A 26,136-nucleotide genomic window follows, 5' to 3' on the forward strand; every position below is an offset into this window, starting at 1 on the left:
GCGTTTGGGGCACAACACGGGCTCACGTCAGACGTGACGCCATGAAGCTGACAAACGCTTTGATCTTGGGCAGCGGCTGTCGGCTGGACGGCCACAGAATGCTGAACGTGCGGTGATCACTGATATACCGGTCCAACACCGGCACCAAGCGCCCTGTCGCGATGGCATCCTCGATAAAAAAGTCGGGCAGGCAGGCGATACCCTGCCCCGCCTCCGCCATTGCCAGCAAAGCTTCAATCGCGTTGGACGTCGCTGATTGCCCCAGCTCCAGCGTGTCTTGCCCTTTCTTTGTCACCAGCGGCCAGGGATCAAGCTTACCGCTGGTGGGATAGCGGTATCGCAGGCAAGCATGGTTCGAAAGGTCCGTCGGCCGCGAAGGGACACCGCGACGCGAGAGGTAGTCTGGCGATGCGACCAACCGGTGACTGTAGCCATTGAGCTTACGCATCATCAGTCGGGAATCGTCGACTTCGCCGATGCGCATCACCGCATCGAAGCCCTCCTCGATCACATTGACCAAGCGATCACTGAACTCCAGCTCCAATTCCACTTCTGGATACGCTTGCTGAAACGCAATCAGATGAGGCATCAACCGCATGCCGAGCTGTGGCAAACCGAGGCGTAACTTGCCCTGGGGGTTGCCTGCAGCCTGCGTAAGCTCGCGTTTGGCGACTTCATATTCGGCAAAAATCCGCTGGCAACGCTCCAGAAAAAGACTGCCCTCGGCCGTCAAGGTAATCGCCCGCGTGGAGCGATGAAATAGCCGCACGCCCAACTCTTCCTCAAGCCGCGCGACGGCCTTGCCAACGGCCGAGGAAGACACCCCGATCCTGCGCCCGGCCTCAGTAAAGCTGCGGGTCTGCGCCGCCTGCACAAATGCGCTGAGCGCGCCGAAATGGTCCATGAACAGCCTCATCTATTTGAGCGTTATTTTCACAAATGATCGGAACTTCATCCTGTTTTTCTTTCCAATCATACCGCTTATAGTCCCCTCCATCGTGACTAAATGGAGCGCTTCTAGCCTTCAACGTCACCGCCATCCGCTACTACGAGCGTACCCCGATGACCTCTCAACCTCGCGCGCGCGCAATCGCCCAAGAGCTTCAGCAACACCCTGGCTATGCCCGCGTATTCAAACCGGGGCATTTGACCTTCGGTCTCATTGCCCCGCTGGAAAGCTACCCCAACAGCCCAGGCCCTACTTTGCAGGATCACGCGCAGATGGCTCAACGCGTAGACGAAGCCGGATTTTCCGCGATCTGGCTGCGCGATGTGCCATTTTATGACCCCAATTTCGGGGACGTCGGCCAAATCCTCGATCCACTGGTCTATGCGGGTTACCTGGCTGCCGTGACCAAGCGAATTGCCATTGGCACGGCGGGTATCGTCCTGCCGTTGCGCGATCCTCTGATTGTTGCCAAGCAGGCCGCGAGCGTGGACCAACTGCTCGGCGGGCGATTCATACTGGGGCTGGCCACCGGCGACCGGCCGATCGAATACCCGGCTTTCGGGCTGGATTTTGACAACCGTGCCGAACGCTTCCGGGACGCACTGGGCATCATCCGCGCAACCACGCAAAGCCATTGGGCAAAGCATACGTCGCGTTTTTATGGCCAGTTGAACGGTGACATTGACCTGATCCCCAAACCTGTCGGGGCGCGCTTGCCCACCCTTATCGTCGGCCACGCGGGTCAGTCGCTGGAATGGATCGGTGAAAACACTGACGGGATTCTTTCCTACACCTCCAACCCCGCTTTGATTCCCGAGGTGATCGAGCGCTGGCGTGCGGTCTGTGGCAACGAGGTGCACAAACCCTACGGCTACGGCACGTTGTTTGATCTGGATCGCGATCCGAACCATCCCGTGCAGGCGGGACGCGTACTGCGCGCTGGGCGCAATGCGCTGATCGAGCACTGGAAACGCCAGCAGGATCAGGGGGTAGGTCATGTCGCCCTGCACTTCAAACCACAACGCCGCCCTGCCGCTGAGGTCATCGATGAGCTGGCTGAATACCTGCTGCCTCATTTTCCAGGCATCGCCCTCCCCGTCGACCCTCAACCTATGCAGGCCGCCCAATGAAACACGCCCTTCACCACATGGATTTCATCTTCCAGACCGCCATGGGCACCTATCCCCTGGCCGCACAGTGCGAAATGCTCGCCGAGCTTGGCTACCAAGGTTTGACGATGTCTGCGTGGAGCCAAGACCTGAAGTCGATTCCCCAAGTCAAACCGACCTGGGGCCTTGACGTAGGCGCGGTCTACTTGATCTACCGCAAGGGCCTCGAATCTTTCGTGACCCAGGTTTTCGAGAGCATTGAGGGTTGCACCACCATTGAACTGGCGCTGCATTCAGGTGATGAAGTCACGAGCTTTGACCGCCGCATGCTTGAGCGCCTGTTGCCTATCTGTGAGCGCAGAGGCCTGCACATCAACCTTTATCCGCACGCACGCTACGGCATGCAAACGACGTCGGAAGCCGTCGCACTGTGCCGGGAATTCAACCATCCCCTGCTCAATATCGTGTTCAACGGTTATCACTGGTACGCCACTGAAGAACAAGCCTTGGAGCAACGCCTTGATGCGATGTGGCCTTGGCTCCAGCACGTGAACATTGCCGGCACTCGACGTTCTCCGTTGGGTTGGGGCGGGCTGGCGACCATCGAAACGCTTGATGAAGGCGAGATGGATAATTTCGTCCTGCTGGGCGCGCTGGAACGCCGCGGCTTTACGGGTCGTGTCGGCGTGCTGGGATGGCAAAGTATGGGAGGCGACGTCTACGGCAACCTGCGCCGTTCAGCCACGGCATATCGCTCCATGGAGCAACGCCTGGCCGCACACCCTGAATGGGCCATATTGACCGAGACGCCACGCTAGGCGAGGAGATAGACCGTGGCCCATCGTGTCCATGCACTCGATTCATTTTTTTACTCTTCAATGGGCGTTTATGCCTTTCAGTCACAGTGCGAAATGCTCGCCGAACTCGGTTATGACGGTCTCACTGTTTCGGCCTGGGGCGGCACGCCGCTGACCGACCTACGTTTGCTGCCGCGCGTTGGTGAACAGCACGGCCTGTGCGTCGAAGGCCTGTACCTGGTGCTGCACGAAGGGCGCAATGATCACCTTGTACGGCGCATCATCGAAAGCGTTGAAGGGGTCGAACTCATCGAACTGGCGGTCCAGACCTCAGTCAACGGCAGCCCGGCCATCCTGCGGTTCATCGAGTCGCTGCTGCCCATCGCAGAACGCCGCGGCTTAAGAATCGCTCTGTATCCCCATCTTCACCACGTCACCCAGACCACGGCTCAAGTGGTGCAGATCTGCGAATACTTCGCTCACCCGCGCCTGGGAGCATCGTTCAACGGCTATCACTGGTACGCCAGTCAGGAAGGCGAACTTCAGCAGCGTCTTGAAGCCATGCAACCCTGGTTGATGCAAGTCGTACTTTCAGGCAGCGCGCTCAGCGAACTGGGCTGGGGCGGCGTGGCCACGATGGAGCCGGTTGACCGCGGAGAGTTGGACAACTTTGCTGTGGTCGCGGCGCTGAACAGCGTCGGCTACACAGGCAGCATTGGCGTGCTCGGCTGGGACTACGGCGGCGATATCTACCTGAAACTGCAACGCTGCCTGGCGACTCTTCGCGATGTTGATCGTCGCCTGGAACGTCATCCGCACTGGTCTGACTTTACATCGCTGTAACGCCCTCTCCACCTGATATGAAAAAGGAGCCTGCAATGACTGCCCTCTCTGTGCTGGACCTCATGATGATTGGCGAAGGTAAAACCTTCACTGACACCCTGGATGACGCTGTCGCACTGGCGCAGCATGTGGAAGCCCATGGTTACAAACGTTACTGGGTCGCCGAGCATCACGACCTGCCGGGCATCGCGTCCTCCGCCACCACACTGCTCGTCCAGCATTTGGCAGCGGCCACCAACACACTGCGCGTGGGCTCCGGCGGCATCATGTTGCCCAACCACTCCCCATTGATGGTGGCCGAGCAGTTCGGCACATTGGCCACCTTGTTCCCTAGCCGCATCGATCTGGGTATCGGTCGAGCACCAGGTTCAGCGGGGGCGGCCATCCGCGCCCTGCGCGGTGACGCTTCAGAGCGTGACTTCACGCAGGACATTCAACACGTGCAGGATTACCTGGCGGACAACGGGCATCAGCCGGTGCGGGCTATTCCCGGTCCCCACCACGTGCCACTCTGGCTCCTGGGCTCGAGCATGAACAGCGCAGACCTTGCCGCCAAGCTCGGGCTGCCCTATGCCTTCGCGTCACATTTCGCACCGCGCTTCTTGATGGATGCGATTACGCACTACCGTACTTCGTTTCGCCCATCTGCGGCGCTCAAGCAGCCCTATGTGATCGCGGGCGTCAATGTCTTTGCTGCCCCCTCACGGGCCGAAGCCGATTACATCGCGAGCTCTCACCGGCAGTGGGTGTGCAACCTGTACACCGGGAAAGCAGGCCCGTTACCACGTCCCTCGGAGGGCTTTATGGATACGCTTACAAATATTGATCGGCACACGCTTAATCAGGCGATGCAGTGCACCGCGACTGGTGACCAGGACGACGTCAGCAGTTGGCTGCGCCAGTTCATTACAACGACCCAGGTGGATGAAGTGATCATTGATGCGCGCATTTATGACGCCAAGGCTCGCTGCCGATCCTACCAACTCATCGCCGAATCCTTGGCCGACATGGCGAGTTGATCCAGCCTGGAGCGATGGGACAGTCCATGTGTGAGAAACAGCAAAAATGCCCCTCGCCTGACGTCGATGCCGCTGTGCGCGCGATTGCCCACCCGCTGCGGCGGGAAATCCTAAAGTGGCTAAAGGCACCACTTTTGTATTTCCCCCAGCAGGAGTGGGACGTTGAACGGGGAATCAGTGTCGGCCAGATCACGCAACGTTGCGGCCTGTCCCAATCGACCGTGTCCCAACATTTAGCCGTACTCAGGGAGGCAGCCTTGGTTGATGTCTGTCGGACAGGCACCTTTCACTTCTATCGGCGCAACGAGACGGCAGTAGAAGCGCTGGCGATCTCGCTACGAGACCAACTCCAGATTCAGCCTGGTCGCCCCTTCTAGACTCCCGCTCCGTGGCCGTTGCAGCCGGCGCACCGCGAGCCATTAGAAACAGATTGCGATCAGTCCCCAAACAAAATGCCGATGTTTGTTTGCAAGGCGGGCCAATATACTCCCGGTCAGTATATTCAAATGCTCCCCTCCGTACCGGCGTACGATTACCACCACGCCCATACTGGAGACGCTCAATGCCACATTCGCCGGCAGAAAAAAAACGTGTATTAGGCAGAGTCAATCGGGTCAGGGGCCAACTGGATGCCCTGCAAGCTGCACTTGAACAAGGCGCTGAATGCGGCCCCGTTCTGCAGCAGATTGCAGCGCTGCGTGGCGCGGTAAACGGCTTGATGGCTGGCGTTCTAGAGAGCCATCTCAGGGAAGAGTTTTCACAGCTAACCGACACGTCGCAGGCACAGCGTGCCTCGATCGATGAAGTGGTTTCACTGGTGCGCACTTACCTCAAGTAAACACCGAACCTTTCGGGCCCTACGTTTCACCAGCCATACGAGCATTACTACTTGGAGAAATACCTTTATGAAATCACGTGCTGCAGTTGCATTTGAACCGGGCAAGCCACTTCAAATCGTCGAGATCGATGTTGCGCCACCCCGCAAAGGCGAAGTGCTAATCAAGATCACCGATACCGGTGTGTGCCATACCGATGCCTTCACCTTGTCGGGTGATGACCCTGAAGGCCTGTTTCCTGTGGTCCTGGGCCATGAAGGTGCTGGCATCGTCGTGGAAGTGGGCGAAGGCGTCACCAGCCTCAAGCCAGGCGACCACGTTATCCCTCTGTACACCGCCGAATGCGGCGAATGCCTGTTCTGCAAGTCCGGGAAGACCAACCTTTGCGTCGCGGTTCGAGAGACCCAGGGCAAAGGCGTTATGCCCGATGGCACTACGCGCTTTTCCTACAATGGCCAGCCGCTCTATCACTACATGGGTTGCTCGACGTTCAGCGAGTACACCGTGGTGGCAGAAGTCTCTGTCGCGAAGATCAACCCTGACGCCAACCCTGAGCATGTATGCCTGTTGGGCTGCGGCGTAACCACGGGGATCGGTGCGGTGCACAACACCGCCAAGGTACAACCGGGGGACACCGTTGCAGTATTCGGTCTCGGCGGTATTGGTCTTGCCGTTATTCAAGGCGCGCGCCAGGCCAAGGCCGGCCGCATCATTGCCGTGGACACCAACCCGGGCAAGTTTGAACTCGCCAAGTCCTTCGGTGCCACCGATTGCATCAACCCGAAAGATCATGAAAAGCCGATCCAACAGGTCATCATCGAAGCGACCGGCTGGGGCGTCGACCACTCGTTTGAATGCATTGGTAATGTGAATGTCATGCGCGCTGCGCTGGAAAGTTCGCACCGTGGCTGGGGGCAATCCATCGTCATCGGTGTCGCTGGCGCGGGCCAGGAGATTTCCACACGTCCCTTCCAGCTTGTTACCGGACGCACCTGGAAAGGCTCGGCGTTCGGTGGCGTCAAAGGCCGCACGCAACTGCCGAAAATGGTTGAGGACGCCATGAAAGGTGAAATCGAACTGGCGCCTTTTGTCACCCACACCATGCCACTGGAACGCATCAATGAAGCGTTCGACCTGATGCATGAAGGCAAGTCGATCCGCACCGTCATCAAGTACTGACGTGAAGCCCAGGGGCGCAAAGCCCCTCGGGTCATTTCGAGTTCCTTACTGATCTGGAGATACACAGTGAGCGATATCAAACTTCATCCGTCACTGGATAACGGCCTATCCGCTACTGCTTCTGACTTTACCGGGGGCACACTGCAATGCCTGTGCGCTGCGGATAAGGTCGAGGTGACAATCGCGGCCCAGACCCTGCATAACCATGCCTGTGGCTGCAGCAAATGCTGGAAACCGGCGGGCGCTACATTTGCCGTCATTGCGGTGGTACCGCGTGACACCGTCAGCGTCACTGCACATGCAGACAAGCTCGCTATTGTCGACAAGAACGCGGGCATTCAGCGCCACGCCTGCACCGCGTGTCATGCGCACATGTACGGGCGTATCGAGAACAAGGACCACGCTTTCTATGGCCTGGACTTCGTTCATACTGAACTGTCGCCACAGGCTGGTTGGTCTGCTCCGGGATTCGCGGCGTTCGTTTCTTCGATCATAGAAACCGGCACGCCTCCTGAGCAGATGAAGGGCATCCGCACGCGTCTGCGGTCAATCGGACTGGAGACCTACGACTGCCTGTCCCCGGACTTGATGGATGTATTGGCAACCCAAGTCGCCAAGCTCAAAGGCGCAGCGCAGGCCAGGCCAGGTAATATTGGCACCCTCAGTGCCATGTTCAAAAAAAGGCGCCGCCAATCCGTTTGAACGATTGACGGCGCCAAACCGTTTGAGCGCTACGGACGCCTCAAAACGGGTACTCAATCAAGGGGCTAATGCACAGCCTTTTGTCTCTTGAAGCCATGCAACAATGCGTCAGTCGCCACGATCGCGTCATACACCAGGTCCGGCGTCACCGTGAAAGGCATGTTGTGCATCGTGTCGTTTTTATCGCAGGCCAACTCGGCCACTTTTCTCCACTCCGCTTCCTTGAAGTGTTTGAGCCCCAAGTCTTCGAGCGTCAGTGGCAAACCGACTGCCATTGCAATATCCACCACCTCCTCAATTTCAGCCATGGGCGCAGCTTCCATCACGAGCTGGGTGAACAGGCCGAACACGACCTTTTCGCCGTGTTGTGCGCTGTGCAGATCATGCACGTTGGTCATCCCGTTATGGATCGCATGCGCAGCGGCACAACCACCCGACTCAGCCCCGACAGCGGACATGTAAATAGTGGCTTCAATCGTATTCTCCAGGGCGGCAGTAATGGCTTTCTTCTGCACCGCGAAGGCCGCCTGGGCCGAATACTTTTTGATGGTCTCGTAGCACGCTTTGGCAATCGCAAACCCGATCAATGTGGGTTTGAGCATCCTGCCGTCATTGCCCAAGATCAGATTGTCGCGTTGCGCGGCAAAGCACGCCCGAGCCTCGAAATACGTGGCCAGACCGTCACCCACGCCCGCTGCAAAAAAGCGCGGGGGTTGTTCGGCCAGAATACGTGTGTCGGCTAAAACAACGTCCGGGTTTTTGGATAAAAACAAATAGCGATTAAACGTATCGTCGTCGTTGTAAATAACCGAAATCGCCGTACAGGGAGCATCCGTAGAGGCTAACGTAGGCAGGATCAACACGGGTTTTTCCAGGAAGTGTGCCGCCGCCTTGGCGGTATCCAAGGTTTTTCCACCACCTATCCCGACGACATAATCAGCCCCACGCGCCGCTTCCACGTGCCTGTTAATTTCACTATCGGAACACTGCCCGCCAAACACGGCCAACTCGGCGCGTTGTTCGTTTTTGAACCCCTGCATCGCTTTCTCATGAACCCGGCCGACGATAAATTGATCGCAGATCAAATAGGCATTGGCCCCGAAGGCTTTGCCATGTATCGCTAAATCCACCAGTGCATCGGCCTGGACCAGAAATTTGGCCGGCGATGCAATGCCTTTGGTAATAGTCATCTCATTCCCTCACGTCGCATGCGCAAAACGCTCACCGTGTGCACGCTTGAGCGTTCCCCTGCGCTGATGACGAATCAGTTAAATACCATTCCGCCATCAATGATCACGGCCTGACCGGTCATGTAGTCGGAGTCAGGGCCGGACAGGAAGGAAACGCAGGCCGCCACATCTTCAGGCTGGGAAAGTCGCTTCAAGGTGATGTGCTGGGCAAATTGTTCCATCCCCCATTCAATGCTTTGACTCGCGTTATTGGCCACGTCCTGGGCGACCTTGCGCATCATCGGTGTATTCACGATGCCAGGGCAGTAGGCGTTTACCGTGATACCCAGGTGAGCCAATTCCCGGGCCGCGGTCTGGGTGATGCCACGCACGGCAAACTTGGTCCCACCGTACACCGCCAGGTCGGGATTGCCGATATGACCGGCCTGCGACGAAGCACTGATGATTTTGCCGCCGTGACCTAACGCCTTGAACGCGTTTACTGCCGCCTGTATGCCCCAGAGAACACCACCCACATTGATGTCGAACGTTCGCCGATAGATCTCTGGCGTAATCGCTTCGATTGGAGCAATGGGCGCAATGCCTGCGTTATTGATGACCACATGCAGGTCACCCAAGCCCTCCAGCGCTGCCTGCACGGCCTTGAAAACATCCTCGCGATCGGCAACATCGACCTTTATCGCCAGGGCTTTGCCGCCCGTTTTCCTGATGTTTTCAGCCACCTGATCGGCTGTTTCAAGATTCATATCGGCGCAGGCTACTGCAAAACCATCTGCTGCCAAGCGTAAGGCAATGGCCTTTCCGATCCCTTGGCCGGCACCGGTTACAAAAGCAACTTTTCCCAAGGACTTACTCATTCTGGTGTTCCTTCTTATTCGTGATGGGGGGTTAAAGACTGGTCACACAATGCCCCGGCTCAAAAGCTCGCCTGGAGCTTCATACCGGCAACCCAGGCATTGTCCACCTCGTAGACGCCGCCTGGATTGCGCACGTACTGCACGTTCGGGCGCACGGTTAGCCAGTTGGTCACGTGTACGCCGTAATTGAGTTCGATGTTGTATTCGCTGTGCTGCACTGGAACGTACTGTGGGTCGTCATAGTCACTGATGCCCGTGCTGTCATTGATCAGGTGCTGGCGCTTGGTGACGTTATCGTTAACCTTCAGGCGTGCGACGCCCACGCCGAGGTCATCTTTGGGCCTCCCATCAAACGGGCCTTTGTAGACCGCACCGATGTTCTGAAAACTCTCGATACCGCTGGTGGCCTTGTCATGCACGGTCAGGCTGGCAAATACGCTTAGGCCGCGTGAGGCATCGCCGTTATGGGTAGTGACCTGCTGTTGGCCAATGATCCATGCGCCGTGTTTGCTGCTGCGCGACTTTGGCGCCTGGCCAGTCAACACCTGCGGGTTACCGTTGACGTCGTCGAATAGATCGTTGGCGCTGGCACTACTGTGGTAGTAACCCAGGCGGTATTCACCGGGTAAGGCTTCTTTGCCGACTGATGGCTTCCAGATAACCTCCACCGGCACCAACGCGCCTTTGGTGCCACTGCCGCTGAGCTTGAAGCCATTGCCGGTGCTGAGGTTCGACGGGTTCTGCTCATACACCCCGACCTGCACCGCCCAGTGTTCATCGAGGTTGTAGCGCACCCGCCCGCCCCACTGGCTCACAGGCCCGCTGTACCAGACATCACCGGCGACGTTGCCGATGGGTGCACTGCAAAAAGACAGGCTCTGGAAGTCGCATGGGAAACTGGCGAAGTCTTCGTTGACGCCCACGCGGCCAAACTTGAGATCCAGGGCACTGTCGAAAAATTTCTGGCGGTACCACATCTGGGTCAGGCGCCAGGTCTGCCCCCTGCCCCACACCTCTTGCACCGAACTGAGTTGCGGCGCGCGTGGATCAGAAACGCGATCGTTGGAGAGGTTGTTGCCATTGCGTTCAGTTACCAGCAGTTGGAACTCGGCGTCATTCCAGCCAAGCAACTTTTGCAGGTCCAGGTGAGTGCCCAGTGCCCATTGCGCGGTGTAGCGCGCCGTGCGGTCATGGTTATAGCCTCCGTGGACATTGGTGGCAGCTTCGCCGACGTAACCGACAATCACGTCAACGCCCTGCTCCAGTAGCTCACTACGAACCCCTCCCCAATCTCCGGTTCCCCATTTCGAGGAAGCATCGTCGGCAGAGGCAGGCACGGCGATGCATGACAGGAGCCCGAGCCCCATCGGCAATTTCCAAGCGATGTTCATGTCGATTTACCCTATTGTTTTTATGTTTACGACACAGCGTTGACTGGACCGCAAGGCAGCGCCCTAGCGGTCACTCAAGAAAGCAATCAGTCGAAGAGTGGGCAGCTACAGATCAAATGCCAGCCAGGCAGAGGTATTTGATCTCCAGGTAATCCTCCAGCCCGTATTTGGAGCCTTCCCGGCCGACACCCGATGCCTTCACCCCACCAAACGGTGCGGCTTCGGAACTGATAATCCCGGTGTTGACCCCGACGATCCCGTACTCCAGCGCCTCCCCCAGACGAAACACCCGGCTCAGGTTTGCGGTGTAGAAATAAGCCGCCAGGCCGAAATCGGTGTCGTTGGCTTTAGCGATGACTTCGGCGTCATCGAAGAAGCGGAAGACCGGCGCCAATGGCCCGAAGGTTTCTTCCTTGGCGACCCGAGCGGTGTCCGGCACGTCCACCAGGATGGTGGGCTCAAAGAAATTGGCGCCCTGGGCATGCGCACTGCCGCCCTGGACCACCTTGGCCCCTTTGGCCAAGGCATCCTCGATATGCTCGCGCACCTTGGCGACGGCCTTGCCATCGATCAGTGGGCCGAGCGTGACACCATCGGTGAAACCATCGCCAATCTTCAGAGCGGCCACCGCTGATGCGAGTTTGTCGACGAAGGCGTCGTACACGTTGTCATGCACATACAGGCGATTGGCGCAGACGCAGGTCTGCCCGGCATTGCGAAACTTCGAAGCGAGTGCGCCCTCAACGGCAGCATCCAGATCGGCATCTTCGAACACGATAAAGGGCGCGTTGCCGCCAAGCTCCAGGGAGACTTTCTTGATGTCGTGGGCACATTTTTCCATGATCTGGCGCCCGATCTCGGTGGACCCCGTGAAGGAAATCTTGCGCACGACCGGGTTGCCGGTCAGCTCTTCGGCAATCTCTGCAGCGGCGCCCGTGACCACCGACAGCACCCCCTTGGGGATGCCCGCCTGTTCGGCGAGGTACACCAGCGCCAATGCCGAGAACGGCGTCTGGGAGGCCGGCTTGATGACCATGGTGCAACCCGCGGCCAGCGCCGGCCCGGCTTTGCGGGTGATCATTGCGCTGGGGAAATTCCACGGCGTAATGGCGGCGCAAACACCCACGGGCTGTTTGATGACCAGCAAGCGTTTGTCCGTTGCGCCCGGAATAATATCGCCGTAGACCCGCTTCGCCTCCTCCGCATACCACTCGATATAGGACGCGCCGAAGACAATTTCACCCAGCGCTTCAGGCAGCGGCTTGCCCTGCTCCAGGGTCATGATGTGAGCCAAATCGTGCTGGTTTTCGATAATCAAGTCGTACCAGCGCCGCAACGCATTGGCGCGGGCCTTGGCAGAAAGCTCACGCCACGCCGGCAGCGCGCGCTCGGCCGCTTCGATGGCACGGCGTGTTTCAGCCTTGCCCATGCGCGGCACCTGGCCGACGGTCACGCCCGTCGATGGATTGACCACGGTGATAATGCTTTCGTTGTCAGCGGCGAGCCACTCACCGTCGATATAGGCTTGATGACGCAAGAGCTGAGGGTTGTTCAACTTCATTTCAGGTGCTCCGTAGCGCGGCGCAATTGCGCCTGATCAATACTCACGGCCTTGAACTTGAAGCCCCTGTAGTCATCGTTCTTGACCGCTTCCAGTTGTTCGCTGAACGCGCCCAAACCACCCATGTAGAAATAAACCTTATTGCTTTTGCCGGGGATATTGGCGCCGAAGATCCACGAATCGGTCTTGGCGAACAGCGTCTGATCGGCGATGTCCTGGCAGGTCTTGCCCCATTCCTGCTCGCTTTGCGCAGAGGGTTCCACGCAGGCCAACTCGTTCTGCTCCATGAAGCCAACCAGATCGCAGACCCACTCCACTTCGGTTTCAATCGTCGGCGGAAGATTGGTGAACGGACCGTTAGGCCCCAGGATCATGAACATATTCGGGAATTTGGTGGTGGCCACCGACAGGTAGCTCGATGGGCCGTCAGCCCAGTGATCCCTCATCGAGACGTTATCGCGGCCGCGAATGTCGATGCGCTTGTAGTTACCGTCTACGGCGTCAAAACCGGTGGCAAACACCAGCACATCAAGCTCGTGCTCGACGCCATCTGCCGTACGAATGCCCTTGGCAGTGATCTCGTCAATCGGGTTTGCCTTGACGTCGACCAGCGACACATTGGGCCGGTTGAAGGTGGCGTAGTAGCCGCTGTCGCAAAGCGGGCGCTTGGCGTACAGGTCGCGCGGCATGAGCTTGCGTGCGGTTTGCGGGTCGGTGACGATCTCGGCGATTTTCTCGCGAACGAAGTTTTGCGCCTCGATATTGGCCTCTTCACTGGTGGCGATATCGTTGAAGGTCTGGAACATGTAGCGGAAACCGCCGCCACCTTCCCAGGCGCGTTGGAAGATGGCTTTGCGTTCAGCAGCATCCACACTCATGGTGGGAATGTCGCTTTCGGGGAAGCCGAACGCCAAGCGCGAGGAACGCACCTCTTGCCAGATTGCGTCATAGTTACGTTTGATGTCTTCGGCGTATTCGCGACTGACCGGACCGTTGCCCACCGGCACGGTGTATTGCGCAGAGCGCTGGAACACGGTCAGGTGGCCGACGGTTGGTGCGATCGCGGTGATGACCTGGCAACCCGTCGAACCCGTGCCGATCACACCCACGCGTTTGCCTTCCAGCACAGCATCTGCCGGCCAGTTGGCGGTGTGATACATGTGCCCCTTGAATTGATCGAGGCCTTTGATCTTGGGCACATTCGTTGCCGACAACAGGCCCAGCGCCGTCACCAGGTATTTGGCACTGTATTGATGACCGTCATCGGCCGTGACCAGCCAGCGGCTGCTCTGCTCGTCGAACACGGCGGCGCTAATCCCTGTTTCAAGCTGGATATCGCGGCGCAAGTCGTGGCGATCTACTGCGTGGTTCAAGTAGGACAAGATCTGCGGCTGGGTCAGGTAGCGCGTGGTGATGTCCCATTCCTGGCACAGTTCGCGGTCCCAGGAGAAGCAATAGACAAACGATTCACTGTCGGATAACGCGCCGGGGTAGCGATTCCAGAACCAGGTACCGCCGATGCCACCGGCCTTGTCGAAGGCGCGCACCTTCAAGCCCAATTCATCGCGTAATTTCTTGAGCATGTAAATGCCGCCGAAACCTGCGCCGATCACAATGGCGTCGTAGTTGATAACGTCGGTGCCAACGGAACGTTTGGCCAGAACTGTAGTTGTCATTATGTTCTCCTGTTTCGATCAGTGCGCCTGCAGGCTTCAACTCAAGAGCAAAGCTGCAGGCAAGACTTATCCGCTCCCCTGAATTAGGACTCAGCGGACATAAACTTGGTAAGTGAACGGGGTCAGTTAGAGCGAGAAGCCGCCATCAACAGCGATCGCCTGCCCGGTAACGTGAGGCGCGCATGCCAGGTAAACGGCCAATTGGCCCATGTCTTCCACGGTTTGCGCTTTCCCTTGAGGCAGCAGGCTGGACTGATGGCGCTCCCAGGATTGCACTTCGGTTTCGCCGGGTTGCGCCCAACGCGCGGAAAGCCCTTCATCACCTCGCCACATGCCGGTGCCCACAACACCTGGGCAAAGGGCGTTAACCGTGATGCCTTCGCGGGCAACTTCCTTGGCAAAGGCGTTGGTGAAACCGATCACGGCGAACTTGGAGGCGCTGTAGTGGGAGAGGTCCGGGAAACCGACTTTGCCGGCAATCGAGGCCAGGTTGATGATGCGGCCGAAGTTATGCTCGCGCATCAGTTTGAGTTCGGCCTGGCAGCAGAGGAATACGCCACGGGCGTTGATGTTCATGATGCGGTCCCACTCGCTGACGGCCAACTCATCGACCCGACCGAGGCTGACCACGCCTGCGTTGTTGACCGCCACATCCAAGCGGCCAAATTGCGCCCTGACCTGCTCAATCAAGCTGGCGACACTCTCGGGTTTGCTGACGTCAACTTGCAGGGCCACAGCCCGACGACCCAGGGCCTGGACCAAGGCGGCAGCCTCTTGCGCGATCCCCAAGTCGTAATCGGCCAACACCAGGTCTGCGCCCGCCTGGGCCAGGCTCAGCGCAATACCCTGGCCAATGCCACGGCCAGCGCCTGTTACCAGGGCAACCTTGCCGTTCAGGGAGAAATTCACAGCGTTGAATTCGCTCATGTACTGCCTCTGTCTTTATTGTTGTTGAGATGCGACCGTTCTATGCGGCCTGCTGAGACTGACAGAGCAAGTCGGGTGCCAACATTTTGATACTCGGCCACAACGCCCGGAATAGAGCGCTAAACGCATGATTGTTCACAACCACCACGCCCGCCACCGCAAGACATAACCGCTCGCGTCTCCCGCGGGACGCTGCGAATGCTGAGCGGTTATGTCTCACCGGCACCGGCTGACGAATTCAGCTTGAAGGGATTGGCCAAGCCGCCTTTAATGGCCATCAACAGAAAAATAAGATCTAACCTTCGGAGGTACCATGTCCTCTGGTTTTTCGAAGACTCATGTGGAACACGTGAGTCGCGTACTGCGCACTGCCCAGAATGCCCCGACTCTGCCGGTGCCCAACGCCATCCTCGATTCCTGGCGTCGCTCGGTACAGTATTACAAGCTCGACCCGGGGTCCTTACAGGGGCCTAGGGTGCTGGAGGCTCACCAGATCAATGAGCACCGCCAGCGTGTTGACGATTTCCTGCACCTGGCAGGTGATGAAATGTCACGGCTGCACAGCCGCGTTCGCGACGCCGACTACTGCGTGATGCTCACTGATACGCTCGGTTGTACCGTCGACTACCGGATCGACTCGGCCCTGCGCGGCGAGTACCGCCGCTCCGGAATGGACGTCGGCACATGCTGGTCGGAGAAAGAAGAAGGCACGACAGCTGTCAGCGCGGTGTTAATCGACAAATTGCCGGTCACCGTGCACAAACTCGATCATTTCCGTGCGGCATTCATTGGCAATACCTGCTCCGCGGCGCCGATATTTTCACCCAGCGGCGAGATCCTGGCGGTATTGGACGTTTCTTCAGTACGTGCCCCAGATGACCGGCGTAGTCAGCATTTGATTCGGCAAATGGTCATTCAAAGCGCTACCGAACTCGAAAATGCGTACTTCATGTACAGCACCCAAGATCTATGGGTATTACGGGCGCACCCCCTGCCGGGTTACGTCGACAGCCAACCGCAATGCCTGTTCGCATGGGACCGGGATGGCCGCATAGAAGCGCTTAACCCCGCAGCGCGGCGCCTGCTGTTACAGCGTTGCGGCCGAATCCCCGCCCATATTGACGAAGCCTTCGCCTCAGCAAAGCTGCCCGCCGCTGGGGATGACAGCATCCACTTTCTGCTGTCGATGGGGTTGCACGTGCGCCTCAAGGCGCCCCGCCGCCCCATCAGCTCGCCACTGGCCAGCAACCCGGCATCAGCGCTGGACCCCAAGGTTGCGCAGGCGATGGAGTTGGCGGTACGGGTCAAGGATCGCGGTTTGCCCGTACTGATCCATGGTGAGACCGGTGCGGGCAAAGAGTTTTTTGCCCTGCAACTGCATGCCGCCAGCAAACGTCGAGACAAGCCCTTTGTCGCAGTGAACTGCGCGGCGATACCCGAGAGCCTGATAGAGAGTGAATTGTTCGGTTATGCCGCTGGCGCTTTTACCGGCGCTTCAACCAAAGGCATGCGGGGTCTGTTGCAGCAGGCTGATGGCGGCACGTTGTTTCTCGATGAAATCGGCGACATGCCCTTGGCCTTGCAAACCCGCCTATTACGAGTACTCAGCGAAGGTGAGGTGGCTCCGCTGGGTGGCGCCCGCACCCAGGCCATCGATATTCAGGTGGTGTGTGCCAGTCACCGCGATATTGCAACGCTGGTTGAAGCCGGCAGCTTTCGTGAAGACTTGTTTTTTCGCCTGAGCGGCGCACGCTTCGATATACCGCCGCTGCGCGAACGCAAAGACAAACTGGCGTTGATCAACATACTGCTGGACGACGAATGCGAGCGCTCGGGCGAGCGTGTGGAACTGAGCGAATCAGCGCTGGAAATGCTTTTGAATTACAGCTGGCCGGGCAACATGCGACAACTGCATCACGTGCTGCGTTACGCGTGCGCCGTGTGTAAAAGCTCGGTGATCGGAGTGGATGATCTGCCAGTGACGCTCAGCGCGAGTGCGCCTGTAAAAGGCCTGGAGACCGTCAGCGGCAGCCCGGAACGCCAGGCGTTGATCGACACGCTTGTGCGTAACCGCTGGAAACCCCTGTTGGCCGCGCGCGAGCTGGGGATCTCCCGGGCAACGCTATACCGCAAAGTGAACGTGCATGGCATCAAAATGCCCGGCAAAGGATCTTACGACTGAGCCTGCGGCAGGCGAGCTCTTTGCGCGCCTGCCGATGGATCCTTACAAAGCCTGCTGCAGCGCCGGGACGACTTCGAACAAGTCCGCCACCAGGCCGTAATCGGCCACCTGGAAGATCGGCGCTTCTTCGTCCTTGTTGATCGCAACGATCACTTTGGAGTCTTTCATGCCGGCCAGGTGCTGGATCGCGCCGGAGATACCAACCGCGATGTACAGCTGCGACGCAACGATCTTGCCGGTCTGACCGACCTGCATGTCGTTGGGTACGAAACCTGCGTCGACCGCGGCGCGCGAAGCACCCACGGCAGCGCCCAGCTTGTCGGCCAGGGCGTACAGGTGTTTGAAGTTGTCGCCGTTCTGCATGCCGCGACCGCCGGAAACGACGATCTTGGCAGCGGTCAGTTCCGGACGATCGGACTTGGCCAGTTCTTCGCCAAGGAAGCTGGAGATCGCAGCGTCGTGAGCAGCAGCAACCGATTCAACCGAAGCCGAACCGCCTTCAGCGGCCACCGGGTCGAAACCGGTAGCACGCACGGTGATCACCTTGACTGCAGCGTTCGACTGAACGGTAGCAATGGCGTTACCGGCGTAGATCGGGCGCTTGAAAGTGTCAGCGCTTTCCACCGAGATGATCTCGGAGATCTGGTCAACGTCCAGTGCAGCGGCAACGCGCGGCAGGATGTTTTTGCCGTTGGAAGTGGCGGCAGCCAGGATGTGGCTGTAGCCCTTGCCCAATTCAGCCACCAAAGGAGCGACGTTTTCCGGCAGCTGATGCGCGTAGGCAGCGTTTTCAGCTACCAATACTTTGCTCACGCCAGCGACTTGCGCAGCGGCTTCTGCCACGGCGCCAGCGCCCTGGCCTGCAACCAGCACGTGGATGTCGCCGCCGATTTTGGCAGCGGCAGCCAGGGTGTTCAGCGTGGCCGGGGCCAGCACTTTGTTGTCGTGTTCAGCGATTACCAAGATAGTCATTGTCAGATTACCTTCGCTTCGTTTTTCAGTTTCTCGACCAGTTCAGCCACCGACTTGACCTTGATACCCGCGCTGCGTGCAGCAGGCGCTTCGACTTTCACGGTCTTGTTGGTGGAGGCGGTGGAAACGCCCAAAGCGTCCGGAGTCAGCGTCTCGAGAGGCTTCTTCTTGGCTTTCATGATGTTTGGCAGAGACGCGTAGCGCGGCTCGTTCAAACGCAGGTCGGTGGTGACGATGGCTGGCAGTTTCAGGGAAACTGTCTGTGCGCCGCCGTCGATTTCACGGGTGACCGCTACGCTGTCGCCGCTGATTTCAACTTTGGAGGCGAACGTGCCCTGACCGTAACCGCTCAATGCAGCGAGCATCTGGCCGGTCTGGTTGTTGTCGCTGTCGATGGCTTGTTTGCCAAGGATCACCAGCTGAGGCTGCTCCTTGTCGACAACAGCCTTGAGCAGCTTGGCAACGGCCAGGGAAGTCAGGTCTTCGGCGGACTCGACGAGGATGGCGCGATCGGCACCCAGAGCCAGCGCGGTGCGCAATTGCTCTTGAGCGGTGGACGGGCCCACGGAGACGACGACGATTTCAGTCGCAACACCCTTTTCTTTCAGGCGTACGGCTTCTTCCACGGCGATCTCGCAGAACGGGTTCATCGACATCTTGACGTTGGCAAGATCGACGCCGGAATTGTCCGCCTTGACGCGAACTTTCACGTTGTAGTCGACCACGCGCTTGATGGCTACGAGGACTTTCATGACAGGCTCCAATGGTAAAAATTGCCCCGGCAGCTCAGGTGGCGTGCGAGGTTATGCATATCAGCGTTCACCCAGTTGCTCGATGACACCGCGCGCCTTCAACTCGGCCAGGCGCTCATCGTCCAGTCCCAACTGACGCTTGAGGACTTCATCGGTATGCTCACCCAGCATCGGTGCCGGGCGCAGATACTCCACCGGCGTGCCGGACAACTTGATGGGGCTGCCCACCGTAACAAAATCCGCCTTTAGCGGATGGGGGATGTTCACCAGCATATTGCGCGCCTTCACCTGCGGCTCATCCAGCGCCTGGGCAATACTGTTGATCACACCTATCGGTACGCCTTGCGGGTGAATTCGTCGCACCCATTCATCGGCGGTGGCGCCGAGAAAATGCTGCGCAAGCATCTCGATGAGCGCCTCCCGATTCGTCACTCTGTCCGCATTGCGCGCAAAGCGAGGCTCTGAAGGAAGGTCCGCCAGACCGATAGCCTCGCACAATGCAACGAACTGGGAGTCGTTACCGCAGGCAATAACGAAATCCTGATCACTGGCGCGGAATACCTGATACGGCACGATGTTGGCGTGGGCATTACCGTAACGGCCTGGTGATTTACCGGATGCCAAGTAGTTCTGGCTCTGGTTGCACAGCGTGGCGACCTGAACGTCGAGCAGCGCCATATCGATGTGCTGACCGACGCCGGTCTTCCCGCGACTGAGCAATGCAGCCTGAATAGCGACCGTCGAGTAAAGCCCTGTCATCAGGTCAGAGAACGCCACGCCAACTTTCTGCGGCCCGCCACCGGGTAGGTCATCACGCTCCCCGGTGATGCTCATCAGCCCGCCGATCCCCTGGATGATGAAATCATAACCAGGCTCCGCAGCCCGAGGCCCGGTCTGTCCGAAGCCGGTCACCGAGCAGTACACCAGGCGCGGATTGAGCTGGGACAAAGAGGCATAATCCAGCCCGTATTTGGCCAACGAGCCGGCTTTATAGTTTTCGATCAACACATCGCAGGAAGTAGCCAGCGCACGCACCAGTTCCTGACCTTCGGCGCTCGCCAAGTTCAGCGCCACCGACAACTTGCCACGGTTGGTCGATTGGTAATAGGAGGCTTCGTTTGTAGCCTCATCGTTCTGGCCCTTCATCCATGGTGGCCCCCAGCCACGGGTGTCGTCACCCGCACCCGGTCGTTCAACCTTGATGACTTCGGCTCCCAGGTCGGCCAGGGTCTGACCACACCAGGGACCGGCCAGCACACGGCTTAAATCGAGTACGCGGTATCCAGTCAAAGCACCCATTTCATACCACCTTTGTTTGCGCGCACTCAAACGCGCTCAATAACCATCGCCAGCCCTTGGCCAACGCCAATACACAAACTGACCACTGCGTAGCGTTTGCCACTTAGTTGCAATGCTCGTGCGGTGCTCAACGCCAATCGCGCGCCAGAAGCGCCCAACGGATGCCCGACGGCGATGGCACCGCCATTGGGATTCACGCGAGGATCGTCCAAAGCAAGGCCAAGCCCCTTGAGACAGCCCAGAACCTGGCTGGCGAACGCCTCGTTGATTTCGATGATGTCCATGTCCGCCAGACTCAGTCCGGCTCGCGCCAAAGCCTTATGGATAGCCTCGACGGGCCCCACACCCATGATGCGAGGCGCCACACCCACCGCGGCTGCAGACAGGATTCGTACCATGGGTACCAGCCCATGGCGTTCGCCAGCGGCAGAAGAGCCAATCAGCAGTGCGGCGGCGCCATCATTCACCCCGGAAGCGTTGCCTGCTGTCACCACACCACCTTCGCGCAAAGGCTGCAAACGAGCCAGGGCCGCGAGATCCGATTGCGGGCGCGGGTGTTCATCCTGTTCGATCAGGCTGGGTGGAGTCTTCCGGCCAGTGGGTACACTCACCGCCAGAAGTTCGTCATCGAAGAAGCCTGACTTGCGCGCTGCTTCGTAACGCGCCTGCGAGGCTGCGGCAAAACTATCGGCCTGTGTTCGGTCAATACCGTACTCATGGGCAACGTTGTCGCCCGTTTCGGGCATGCTGTCATTGCCAAACTCGGAGATGATTTTCGGGTTGGGAAAGCGTGCACCAATGGTGCTGTCGAACACCGTCAACTCACGGCTGTATGCCGCTTCAGCCTTGGCCATGACAAACGGGGCGCGGGACATGCTTTCCACCCCGCCAGCGATAAACAGTTCACCTTCCTTGCAGGTCACCGCACGAGCCGCGTCGATTACGGCGGCCAGACCACTGGCACACAACCGATTGACCGTCTGACCTGGTACCGTCACCGGTAAGCCGGCGAGCAGCGCTGCATGGCGGGCGATATTGCGACTGTCCTCTCCCGCCTGATTGGTATTGCCGAGGATAACGTCCTCGATGGCGTCACCAGGAATGGCATATCGCGCAAGCAATTCTCGAATCACGTGAGCAGCAAGATCATCGGGTCGCACGGGTGCTAGTGCTCCACCGTGACGACCGAAAGGGGTGCGCAACCCAGCGAAGATATAGGCGTCGAGCATGGAAGTATCCTAGGCGTTAAAAGGTCAGGTAAGTGTCGATTCTGTGTGGCACAGCGACAGGCCGAGGGTCGCGCGTCGGCGTAGCCAAGGGCCCGGCCGGTAACGAGGATCCCCGGTTAATTCGGTCATGCGCTGCAGGATGGTCAGCAAGCGCTTGCTGCCGACACTGTCGCCCCATGCCAACGGTCCCTGCGGATAGCCCAGCCCCCGGCGAACACCTTCATCCAGGTCTTTGACGCTGGCGATGCGCTGTTGGACGATATCGCCTGCCAGGTTGACGATCATTGCCAGTACACGTTGGGCGACGAAGCCGACACTGTCGTTGATCACGCTCACGCCTACGCCATCGCGAGCGAGCAATGCATGCGCGGCATTGCGCATGTCGACTTGGGTTGCAGGGTTCAACATCAACGTGCGGTAGCGAGCGCTGTCTAGCAACGGGTCGATGCACACCGTGCGGGTCGGGTCAGTGTCAAAGTGTTCCACGGCACCGGTCGCGTCCAAACCGTAGGGCGCCAGCAAGCAGAGTGCTTTGCTGGACGGTGTGGCGCCCTGCTCTACCTCCGCGCCTAACTTCTCAAGCAAAGCAGTCAGATTGGCACGATCGACCTCGTTCTCGGTACCCAACCACACCGGCGGTAGAGTCTCCACGACTGGCACTGACTGCGCCGGGGGGGCATCAACCATTTGCCCGTTGGCGTATCGGTAAAAACCACGCCCAACCTTGCGACCGACATAACCAGCCTCAAGCATCTGACGCGTCAGCGCTGCCGGGCGATATCGAGGCTCCTGGTAAAACTGGTTGTAGATAGACTCGATCACCGGATGCGAGACATCCAGGGCCGTAAGGTCGAACAACTCCAACGGCCCCATGCGAAAACCCAGTCCTTCACGCAGGATTCGGTCGATTTCGGCGGGCTCAGTCACGCCCTCCTTGAGGATTTGCAACGCCTCGGTGCTGTAGGCTCGTCCCGCGTGGTTGATGATGAAACCAGGTGTGTCCTTGGCCCGAATTCCACGATGGCCCATGCGCGATGCCAACGCCTGCAGGCGATCACCTACTTGCGGATCACTGGCCAGCCCGTCGATGACCTCAACGACTTTCATAAGTGGCACCGGGTTAAAGAAATGAAACCCGGCGACACGCTCAGGGCGCCGACATTCCCGCGCGATGCTGGTCACGGACAGCGATGAGGTATTGGTTGCCAGAATGCAATCGTCACCGACGACTGCTTCAAGTTGTGCGAGCAAGGCTTGCTTGGCATCAAGGCGCTCGATAATCGCTTCGACGACCAGGTCGACATCCTTTAGCTCGGTCATATCGGTCGCTACACGCAGGCGGTCGAGTGCGGCCTGTGCATCCGCGGCGAGGACCTTGCCCTTGCCCACCAGTTTTTCCAGGGTCTGTTCCAGGTTATCGCGAGCCGACTGGGCAGCGCCTTCGCGTTTATCAAACAGCAGGACCTCAATACCAGCCTGGGCTGCAATCTGGGCAATGCCGGTGCCCATGATGCCAGCCCCGACAACCGCCATATGGTTGATCTCGCGTGTCATGAATCACTCTCCCGAGAAGGTGGCTTTACGTTTTTCAAGGAAGGCACTGGCACCCTCTTTCTGATCCCTGGAATCGAACAGCAACTGAAACGCCTTGCGCTCTAACGCCAGCGCGCTGTCCAGGGGCAAGTCAGCACCCAGCAACATCACCTCCTTGATCTGTGCGACAGCCAGCGGCGGCAAGGCGGCTATTTCAGCAGCCAGTTCAAGTGCTCGCGGTACTGTGCGTTCGTCACTCACCACTTCGCTGACCATGCCTATGGCAAGCGCTTCGGGGGCTGGGACCAAACAGCCCGTCAGCGCGATACGCATCGCCTGGAATTTGCCGACGGCACGAATCAGGCGCTGAGTGCCACCCGCTCCCGGCATGAGGCCAAGCTTGACCTCCGGTTGACCGAAACGCGCCGATTGTCCGGCAACGATGATGTCGCAGTGCATCGCCAATTCGCAGCCGCCTCCCAGGGCGAAACCATTCACCGCTGCGATCACAGGTTTAGGGCAACGAGCGATGGCCTCCCACAAGTACTCCGTGTGACGGCGATACATCTCGATAGGGCTGGCCTCGGCGAACTCGCGGATGTCGGCCCCGGCGACAAAGCACAGTTCACCACCGGTGAGGACGATCGCGCGCACCTGCTCATTGCTGGTCAATGAGCGAAAGATTGCTGCCAGCTGTTCGCGCACTGCGCTGTTGAGCGCGTTCCTGGCCTCGGGCCGCTGGATCTGTACGACAGCGACGGCATCATCGCGAATGTGCAGATCCACTACAGCGTTGAGTCGGGAGTCCATAGCTACCTCTTATTTGTATTTCGCTATACGAAACTGAATACCGTAATTACGATCAATCATAGATACGCTTCTAAATCGCTGTAAACAGGAAAACCAATAAATCTGTTTTAGTCCTTTGTTTACAGGTGTTTACGCCTTAAAAATAAAATAGATTGGTTTTTTTAAAGGCAGCAAATATAATTTCGTCTAGCGAAACTGTATTTTATTTTCTTGCATTTCTTGAAAGCGAGGTTCTACCATGGGTCGCAACAAGGCAGATCACCAGGCCGTGGGCCAGTCGAAAGGAACAGATGAAATCGGCTTGTTGAAAATGGGCATGCTCGATCCCGCCAGCGCGCTGAGCGAAGACGAAAACAGTGGCCAGTTCGTAACGGCGTTAGCTCGCGGGCTTGAATTGATGAGGTGTTTCACCCCACGCGAAAACGTACTCGGCAATCAGGACCTGGCGCGAATGACCGGGCTGCCCAAACCGACCGTGACGCGTCTGACCAATACGTTGATGCGGTTGGGCTGCCTCAAACGTGAAGTGCATTCAGGCAAGTATCAGTTGGACGTGGGTGTATTGGGTTTCGGCTACGCCATGTTGTCGAATCTGGCGATCCGCACGGTGGCTCATCCCTTGATGGAAGAGTTGGCCAATCACGCTCAGGCCGCCGTCGCCATGGCCGCCCGCGATCGACTGCAGATGGTGTACATGGATGTAGTCCAGGGCCAGGGCAACATGACCATGCGTCGTCAGATCGGCAGTTATTTGCCCCTGGCACAGAGTTCGGTGGGTCGCGCCTGCCTTGCTGCAATGCCGGAAACCGAGCGGGAATTTCTGCTCGATCACATTCGCCAGCGCGAATCGGAGCAGTGGCCAGCCATTCGTAAGGGGCTGGACAAAGCGTTCAGGGATTTCGCCGACTACGGCTTCTGCCTGTCGATCGGTGAGTGGCACCGCGACGTCAACTCCGTCGCAGTGCCATTGCTGCACCCGCAGTACGGGTTACTGACCTTCAACTGCGGTGGACCGAGCTTTCAGCTTCCCCGTGAACAGCTCATGGACGATATCGGGCCTCGCCTGATCAACATGGTCAATAACATTGGCGCCGCTGCTCGCTGACGCAACGGAGTAACGGCGCTCTAACAAAACGGCTCGCTTGCGAGCCTCAGGAGCGCACATGATCCGTGATACCGAAACCCTGCAGATTCTGTTGGATTCCCTTCGTCAGTTCGTCAGCGAAGTGCTGATTCCCCGGGAAAATGAGGTAGCTGACACCGACGCAATCCCCCAGGACATCGTCGAGCAGATGCGGGAAATGGGCCTGTTTGGCCTGACGCTTCCGGAAGAGTTTGGTGGCTTGGGTGTCACGATGGAGGAAGAGGTCAATATTGCCTTCGAACTGGGTCGCACTTCGCCGGCGTTTCGCTCCTACATCGGAACCAATAACGGTATCGGCTCAATCGGTATCCTCCTGGATGGCACTGACGAGCAGAAGCATCACTACCTGCCAAAACTGGCCAGCGGTGAGCTGCTCAGCTCCTTCTGCCTGACTGAGCCAGATGCGGGCTCGGACGCCGCTTCACTCAAAACCACCGCGGTGCGTGAAGGCGACAGCTACATTCTCAATGGTACCAAGCGCTTCATCACCAATGCCCCGCACGCCGGAATCTATACGGTGATGGCTCGAACCAATCCTGAGATCAAAGGCGCCGCCGGCATCAGCGCGTTTATTGTCGAGCGCGGCACACCCGGTGTTTCCCTAGGCAAGCCTGACCACAAAATGGGTCACAAGGGGGCACACACCTGCGACGTCATATTCGAAAATGCACGTGTCCCCGCCAGCCAACTCATTGGAGGTGTCGAAGGCGTAGGCTTCAAGACAGCCATGAAAGTGCTCGACAAGGGGCGCCTGCATATTGCAGCCCTGAGTATTGGTGCTGCTGAGCGAATGCTCGACGACGCCTTGCGCTACGCAATGGAGCGCAAACAGTTCGGCAAACCGATCGCCGAGTTTCAACTGATCCAGGCCATGCTCGCTGACAGCAAGGCTGAAATCTATGCGAGTCGTTGCATGGTGCTGGATGCGGCACGCAAGCGTGACGATGGACGTAACGTCAGCACTGAAGCCTCCTGCGCCAAGATGTTCTCCACGGAAATGTGTGGGCGGGTCGCCGACCGCTGCGTGCAGATTCATGGTGGCGCCGGCTATGTGAGTGAATACGCCATCGAGCGCTTCTATCGGGATGTTCGTCTGTTTCGCATTTACGAAGGCACGACCCAGATCCAGCAAATCGTTATCGCGCGCAACATGATTCGCGACGCTCAAAGCTGAGGTCA

The 26,136-nt window shown here is 58.5% G+C and carries 23 protein-coding genes and 1 pseudogene; 11 read left to right on the forward strand and 13 right to left on the reverse strand.

All coding sequences use genetic code 11. The annotated features are described in order from the left end of the window. Nucleotides 1-22 precede the first annotated feature (22 nt). Nucleotides 23-904, reverse strand: coding sequence for a LysR family transcriptional regulator (locus tag SOP85_RS01600; RefSeq protein WP_323625839.1), 882 nt, complete (start codon nucleotides 902-904; stop codon nucleotides 23-25). 158 nt (nucleotides 905-1,062) lie between these two features. Here SOP85_RS01600 and SOP85_RS01605 point away from each other — a divergent pair, with 158 nt between their 5' ends. The 8 genes and pseudogenes from SOP85_RS01605 to gfa all read left to right on the forward strand — a co-directional run. Beyond that, nucleotides 1,063-2,079 (forward strand): LLM class oxidoreductase, encoded by a 1,017-nt coding sequence (locus SOP85_RS01605; protein WP_323625840.1) that lies wholly within the window; start codon nucleotides 1,063-1,065, stop codon nucleotides 2,077-2,079. Continuing rightward, nucleotides 2,076-2,876 carry a sugar phosphate isomerase/epimerase family protein gene (locus tag SOP85_RS01610; RefSeq protein ID WP_323625841.1) on the forward strand — a complete coding sequence of 267 codons (801 nt, stop codon included), beginning with the start codon at nucleotides 2,076-2,078 and terminating at the stop codon, nucleotides 2,874-2,876. Before SOP85_RS01605 ends, SOP85_RS01610 begins: the two co-directional genes overlap by 4 nt. A 15-nt stretch (nucleotides 2,877-2,891) precedes the next feature. Continuing rightward, entirely contained in the window at nucleotides 2,892-3,698 is an 807-nt protein-coding gene (locus SOP85_RS01615; protein WP_323625843.1) for a TIM barrel protein, read from the forward strand. A 35-nt stretch (nucleotides 3,699-3,733) separates the two neighbouring features. Further along, complete coding sequence (locus SOP85_RS01620; RefSeq protein WP_323625844.1) at nucleotides 3,734-4,717, forward strand: LLM class flavin-dependent oxidoreductase; 984 nt, start codon at nucleotides 3,734-3,736, stop codon at nucleotides 4,715-4,717. A gap of 26 nt (nucleotides 4,718-4,743) precedes the next feature. Next, entirely contained in the window at nucleotides 4,744-5,094 is a 351-nt protein-coding gene (locus tag SOP85_RS01625) for an ArsR/SmtB family transcription factor (protein ID WP_323625845.1), read from the forward strand. A gap of 185 nt (nucleotides 5,095-5,279) precedes the next feature. After that, nucleotides 5,280-5,555 (forward strand): formaldehyde-responsive transcriptional repressor FrmR, encoded by a 276-nt coding sequence (gene frmR, locus SOP85_RS01630; RefSeq protein ID WP_103408668.1) that lies wholly within the window; start codon nucleotides 5,280-5,282, stop codon nucleotides 5,553-5,555. Nucleotides 5,556-5,622: 67 nt separating this feature from the next. Further along, nucleotides 5,623-6,732 (forward strand): S-(hydroxymethyl)glutathione dehydrogenase/class III alcohol dehydrogenase, encoded by a 1,110-nt coding sequence (locus SOP85_RS01635; RefSeq protein ID WP_060765978.1) that lies wholly within the window; start codon nucleotides 5,623-5,625, stop codon nucleotides 6,730-6,732. Nucleotides 6,733-6,798: 66 nt separating this feature from the next. Next, nucleotides 6,799-7,371 (forward strand): annotated as a pseudogene (gene gfa, locus SOP85_RS01640) (S-(hydroxymethyl)glutathione synthase); the annotation flags it as partial. A 128-nt stretch (nucleotides 7,372-7,499) separates the two neighbouring features. Here the strand turns inward: gfa and SOP85_RS01645 are convergent. From SOP85_RS01645 to SOP85_RS01670, 6 genes are all read right to left on the reverse strand, one after another. Then, a complete protein-coding gene (locus tag SOP85_RS01645; protein ID WP_323625846.1) occupies nucleotides 7,500-8,624 on the reverse strand; it encodes a glycerol dehydrogenase in 1,125 nt (374 codons plus the stop codon). Between the two features lie 74 nt (nucleotides 8,625-8,698). Next, nucleotides 8,699-9,481 (reverse strand): (S)-acetoin forming diacetyl reductase, encoded by a 783-nt coding sequence (locus SOP85_RS01650; RefSeq protein ID WP_323625847.1) that lies wholly within the window; start codon nucleotides 9,479-9,481, stop codon nucleotides 8,699-8,701. A 59-nt stretch (nucleotides 9,482-9,540) separates the two neighbouring features. Then, on the reverse strand, nucleotides 9,541-10,872 hold the full coding sequence (locus SOP85_RS01655) for a carbohydrate porin (RefSeq protein ID WP_323625848.1): 1,332 nt from the start codon (nucleotides 10,870-10,872) through the stop codon (nucleotides 9,541-9,543). 112 nt (nucleotides 10,873-10,984) lie between these two features. Then, nucleotides 10,985-12,433 carry an NADP-dependent succinate-semialdehyde dehydrogenase gene (gene gabD / locus SOP85_RS01660; RefSeq protein WP_323625849.1) on the reverse strand — a complete coding sequence of 483 codons (1,449 nt, stop codon included), beginning with the start codon at nucleotides 12,431-12,433 and terminating at the stop codon, nucleotides 10,985-10,987. Then, a complete protein-coding gene (locus SOP85_RS01665) occupies nucleotides 12,430-14,109 on the reverse strand; it encodes a flavin-containing monooxygenase (protein WP_323625850.1) in 1,680 nt (559 codons plus the stop codon). The genes gabD and SOP85_RS01665 overlap by 4 nt, the downstream gene beginning before the upstream one ends. A 126-nt stretch (nucleotides 14,110-14,235) precedes the next feature. After that, nucleotides 14,236-15,036, reverse strand: coding sequence for an SDR family NAD(P)-dependent oxidoreductase (locus SOP85_RS01670; protein ID WP_323625851.1), 801 nt, complete (start codon nucleotides 15,034-15,036; stop codon nucleotides 14,236-14,238). A gap of 313 nt (nucleotides 15,037-15,349) precedes the next feature. On the opposite strand from SOP85_RS01670, the gene SOP85_RS01675 reads away from it, so the two are divergent. After that, nucleotides 15,350-17,218 carry a sigma-54-dependent Fis family transcriptional regulator gene (locus SOP85_RS01675; RefSeq protein ID WP_323625852.1) on the forward strand — a complete coding sequence of 623 codons (1,869 nt, stop codon included), beginning with the start codon at nucleotides 15,350-15,352 and terminating at the stop codon, nucleotides 17,216-17,218. Between the two features lie 42 nt (nucleotides 17,219-17,260). Here the strand turns inward: SOP85_RS01675 and SOP85_RS01680 are convergent, their stop codons facing one another. The 6 genes from SOP85_RS01680 to SOP85_RS01705 are packed head-to-tail and all read right to left on the reverse strand — an operon-like array spanning nucleotide 17,261 to nucleotide 23,813. Beyond that, the gene (locus SOP85_RS01680; RefSeq protein ID WP_323625853.1) at nucleotides 17,261-18,190 is read right to left on the reverse strand and encodes an electron transfer flavoprotein subunit alpha/FixB family protein; all 930 of its coding nucleotides are present in this window, start codon (nucleotides 18,188-18,190) and stop codon (nucleotides 17,261-17,263) included. A gap of 2 nt (nucleotides 18,191-18,192) precedes the next feature. Beyond that, nucleotides 18,193-18,942: an electron transfer flavoprotein subunit beta/FixA family protein gene (locus tag SOP85_RS01685; protein WP_323625855.1), complete on the reverse strand. Its 750-nt coding sequence runs from the start codon at nucleotides 18,940-18,942 to the stop codon at nucleotides 18,193-18,195. A gap of 60 nt (nucleotides 18,943-19,002) precedes the next feature. Then, nucleotides 19,003-20,241, reverse strand: a complete 1,239-nt coding sequence (locus tag SOP85_RS01690; protein ID WP_323625856.1) for a CaiB/BaiF CoA transferase family protein — start codon at nucleotides 20,239-20,241, stop codon at nucleotides 19,003-19,005. Nucleotides 20,242-20,267: 26 nt separating this feature from the next. Next, nucleotides 20,268-21,470 carry a 3-oxoadipyl-CoA thiolase gene (locus SOP85_RS01695; RefSeq protein WP_110753640.1) on the reverse strand — a complete coding sequence of 401 codons (1,203 nt, stop codon included), beginning with the start codon at nucleotides 21,468-21,470 and terminating at the stop codon, nucleotides 20,268-20,270. A gap of 24 nt (nucleotides 21,471-21,494) precedes the next feature. Then, nucleotides 21,495-23,024, reverse strand: coding sequence for a 3-hydroxyacyl-CoA dehydrogenase (locus SOP85_RS01700; protein WP_323625857.1), 1,530 nt, complete (start codon nucleotides 23,022-23,024; stop codon nucleotides 21,495-21,497). 3 nt (nucleotides 23,025-23,027) lie between these two features. Beyond that, nucleotides 23,028-23,813, reverse strand: a complete 786-nt coding sequence (locus SOP85_RS01705; protein WP_323625858.1) for an enoyl-CoA hydratase — start codon at nucleotides 23,811-23,813, stop codon at nucleotides 23,028-23,030. A 238-nt stretch (nucleotides 23,814-24,051) separates the two neighbouring features. Between SOP85_RS01705 and SOP85_RS01710 the strand changes: the two genes are divergently transcribed. Together SOP85_RS01710 and SOP85_RS01715 are read left to right on the forward strand one after the other, a co-directional pair. Further along, nucleotides 24,052-24,918 (forward strand): IclR family transcriptional regulator, encoded by an 867-nt coding sequence (locus SOP85_RS01710; RefSeq protein ID WP_323625859.1) that lies wholly within the window; start codon nucleotides 24,052-24,054, stop codon nucleotides 24,916-24,918. 58 nt (nucleotides 24,919-24,976) lie between these two features. Next, nucleotides 24,977-26,131 carry an acyl-CoA dehydrogenase family protein gene (locus SOP85_RS01715; protein ID WP_323625860.1) on the forward strand — a complete coding sequence of 385 codons (1,155 nt, stop codon included), beginning with the start codon at nucleotides 24,977-24,979 and terminating at the stop codon, nucleotides 26,129-26,131. Nucleotides 26,132-26,136: the final 5 nt, after the last annotated feature.

The organism is Pseudomonas sp. YuFO20, from assembly GCF_035064975.1.
GTDB lineage: Bacteria > Pseudomonadota > Gammaproteobacteria > Pseudomonadales > Pseudomonadaceae > Aquipseudomonas > Aquipseudomonas putida_AE.

What these genes read in the sequence shown, in the direction of transcription:
- SOP85_RS01645 (WP_323625846.1), bottom strand. Translation starts at nt 8,624, where the DNA reads ATGACTATTACCAAAGGCATTGCATCGCCGGCCAAATTTCTGGTCCAG.
- gabD (WP_323625849.1), bottom strand. Translation starts at nt 12,433, where the DNA reads ATGAAGTTGAACAACCCTCAGCTCTTGCGTCATCAAGCCTATATCGAC.
- SOP85_RS01685 (WP_323625855.1), bottom strand. Translation starts at nt 18,942, where the DNA reads ATGAAAGTCCTCGTAGCCATCAAGCGCGTGGTCGACTACAACGTGAAA.
- SOP85_RS01665 (WP_323625850.1), bottom strand. Translation starts at nt 14,109, where the DNA reads ATGACAACTACAGTTCTGGCCAAACGTTCCGTTGGCACCGACGTTATC.
- SOP85_RS01680 (WP_323625853.1), bottom strand. Translation starts at nt 18,190, where the DNA reads ATGACTATCTTGGTAATCGCTGAACACGACAACAAAGTGCTGGCCCCG.
- SOP85_RS01650 (WP_323625847.1), bottom strand. Translation starts at nt 9,481, where the DNA reads ATGAGTAAGTCCTTGGGAAAAGTTGCTTTTGTAACCGGTGCCGGCCAA.
- SOP85_RS01605 (WP_323625840.1), top strand. Translation starts at nt 1,063, where the DNA reads ATGACCTCTCAACCTCGCGCGCGCGCAATCGCCCAAGAGCTTCAGCAA.
- SOP85_RS01695 (WP_110753640.1), bottom strand. Translation starts at nt 21,470, where the DNA reads ATGCTCGACGCCTATATCTTCGCTGGGTTGCGCACCCCTTTCGGTCGT.
- SOP85_RS01600 (WP_323625839.1), bottom strand. Translation starts at nt 904, where the DNA reads ATGGACCATTTCGGCGCGCTCAGCGCATTTGTGCAGGCGGCGCAGACC.
- SOP85_RS01620 (WP_323625844.1), top strand. Translation starts at nt 3,734, where the DNA reads ATGACTGCCCTCTCTGTGCTGGACCTCATGATGATTGGCGAAGGTAAA.
- frmR (WP_103408668.1), top strand. Translation starts at nt 5,280, where the DNA reads ATGCCACATTCGCCGGCAGAAAAAAAACGTGTATTAGGCAGAGTCAAT.
- SOP85_RS01635 (WP_060765978.1), top strand. Translation starts at nt 5,623, where the DNA reads ATGAAATCACGTGCTGCAGTTGCATTTGAACCGGGCAAGCCACTTCAA.
- SOP85_RS01710 (WP_323625859.1), top strand. Translation starts at nt 24,052, where the DNA reads ATGGGTCGCAACAAGGCAGATCACCAGGCCGTGGGCCAGTCGAAAGGA.
- SOP85_RS01670 (WP_323625851.1), bottom strand. Translation starts at nt 15,036, where the DNA reads ATGAGCGAATTCAACGCTGTGAATTTCTCCCTGAACGGCAAGGTTGCC.
- SOP85_RS01715 (WP_323625860.1), top strand. Translation starts at nt 24,977, where the DNA reads ATGATCCGTGATACCGAAACCCTGCAGATTCTGTTGGATTCCCTTCGT.
- SOP85_RS01655 (WP_323625848.1), bottom strand. Translation starts at nt 10,872, where the DNA reads ATGAACATCGCTTGGAAATTGCCGATGGGGCTCGGGCTCCTGTCATGC.
- SOP85_RS01700 (WP_323625857.1), bottom strand. Translation starts at nt 23,024, where the DNA reads ATGACACGCGAGATCAACCATATGGCGGTTGTCGGGGCTGGCATCATG.
- SOP85_RS01690 (WP_323625856.1), bottom strand. Translation starts at nt 20,241, where the DNA reads ATGGGTGCTTTGACTGGATACCGCGTACTCGATTTAAGCCGTGTGCTG.
- SOP85_RS01610 (WP_323625841.1), top strand. Translation starts at nt 2,076, where the DNA reads ATGAAACACGCCCTTCACCACATGGATTTCATCTTCCAGACCGCCATG.
- SOP85_RS01675 (WP_323625852.1), top strand. Translation starts at nt 15,350, where the DNA reads ATGTCCTCTGGTTTTTCGAAGACTCATGTGGAACACGTGAGTCGCGTA.
- SOP85_RS01625 (WP_323625845.1), top strand. Translation starts at nt 4,744, where the DNA reads ATGTGTGAGAAACAGCAAAAATGCCCCTCGCCTGACGTCGATGCCGCT.
- SOP85_RS01705 (WP_323625858.1), bottom strand. Translation starts at nt 23,813, where the DNA reads ATGGACTCCCGACTCAACGCTGTAGTGGATCTGCACATTCGCGATGAT.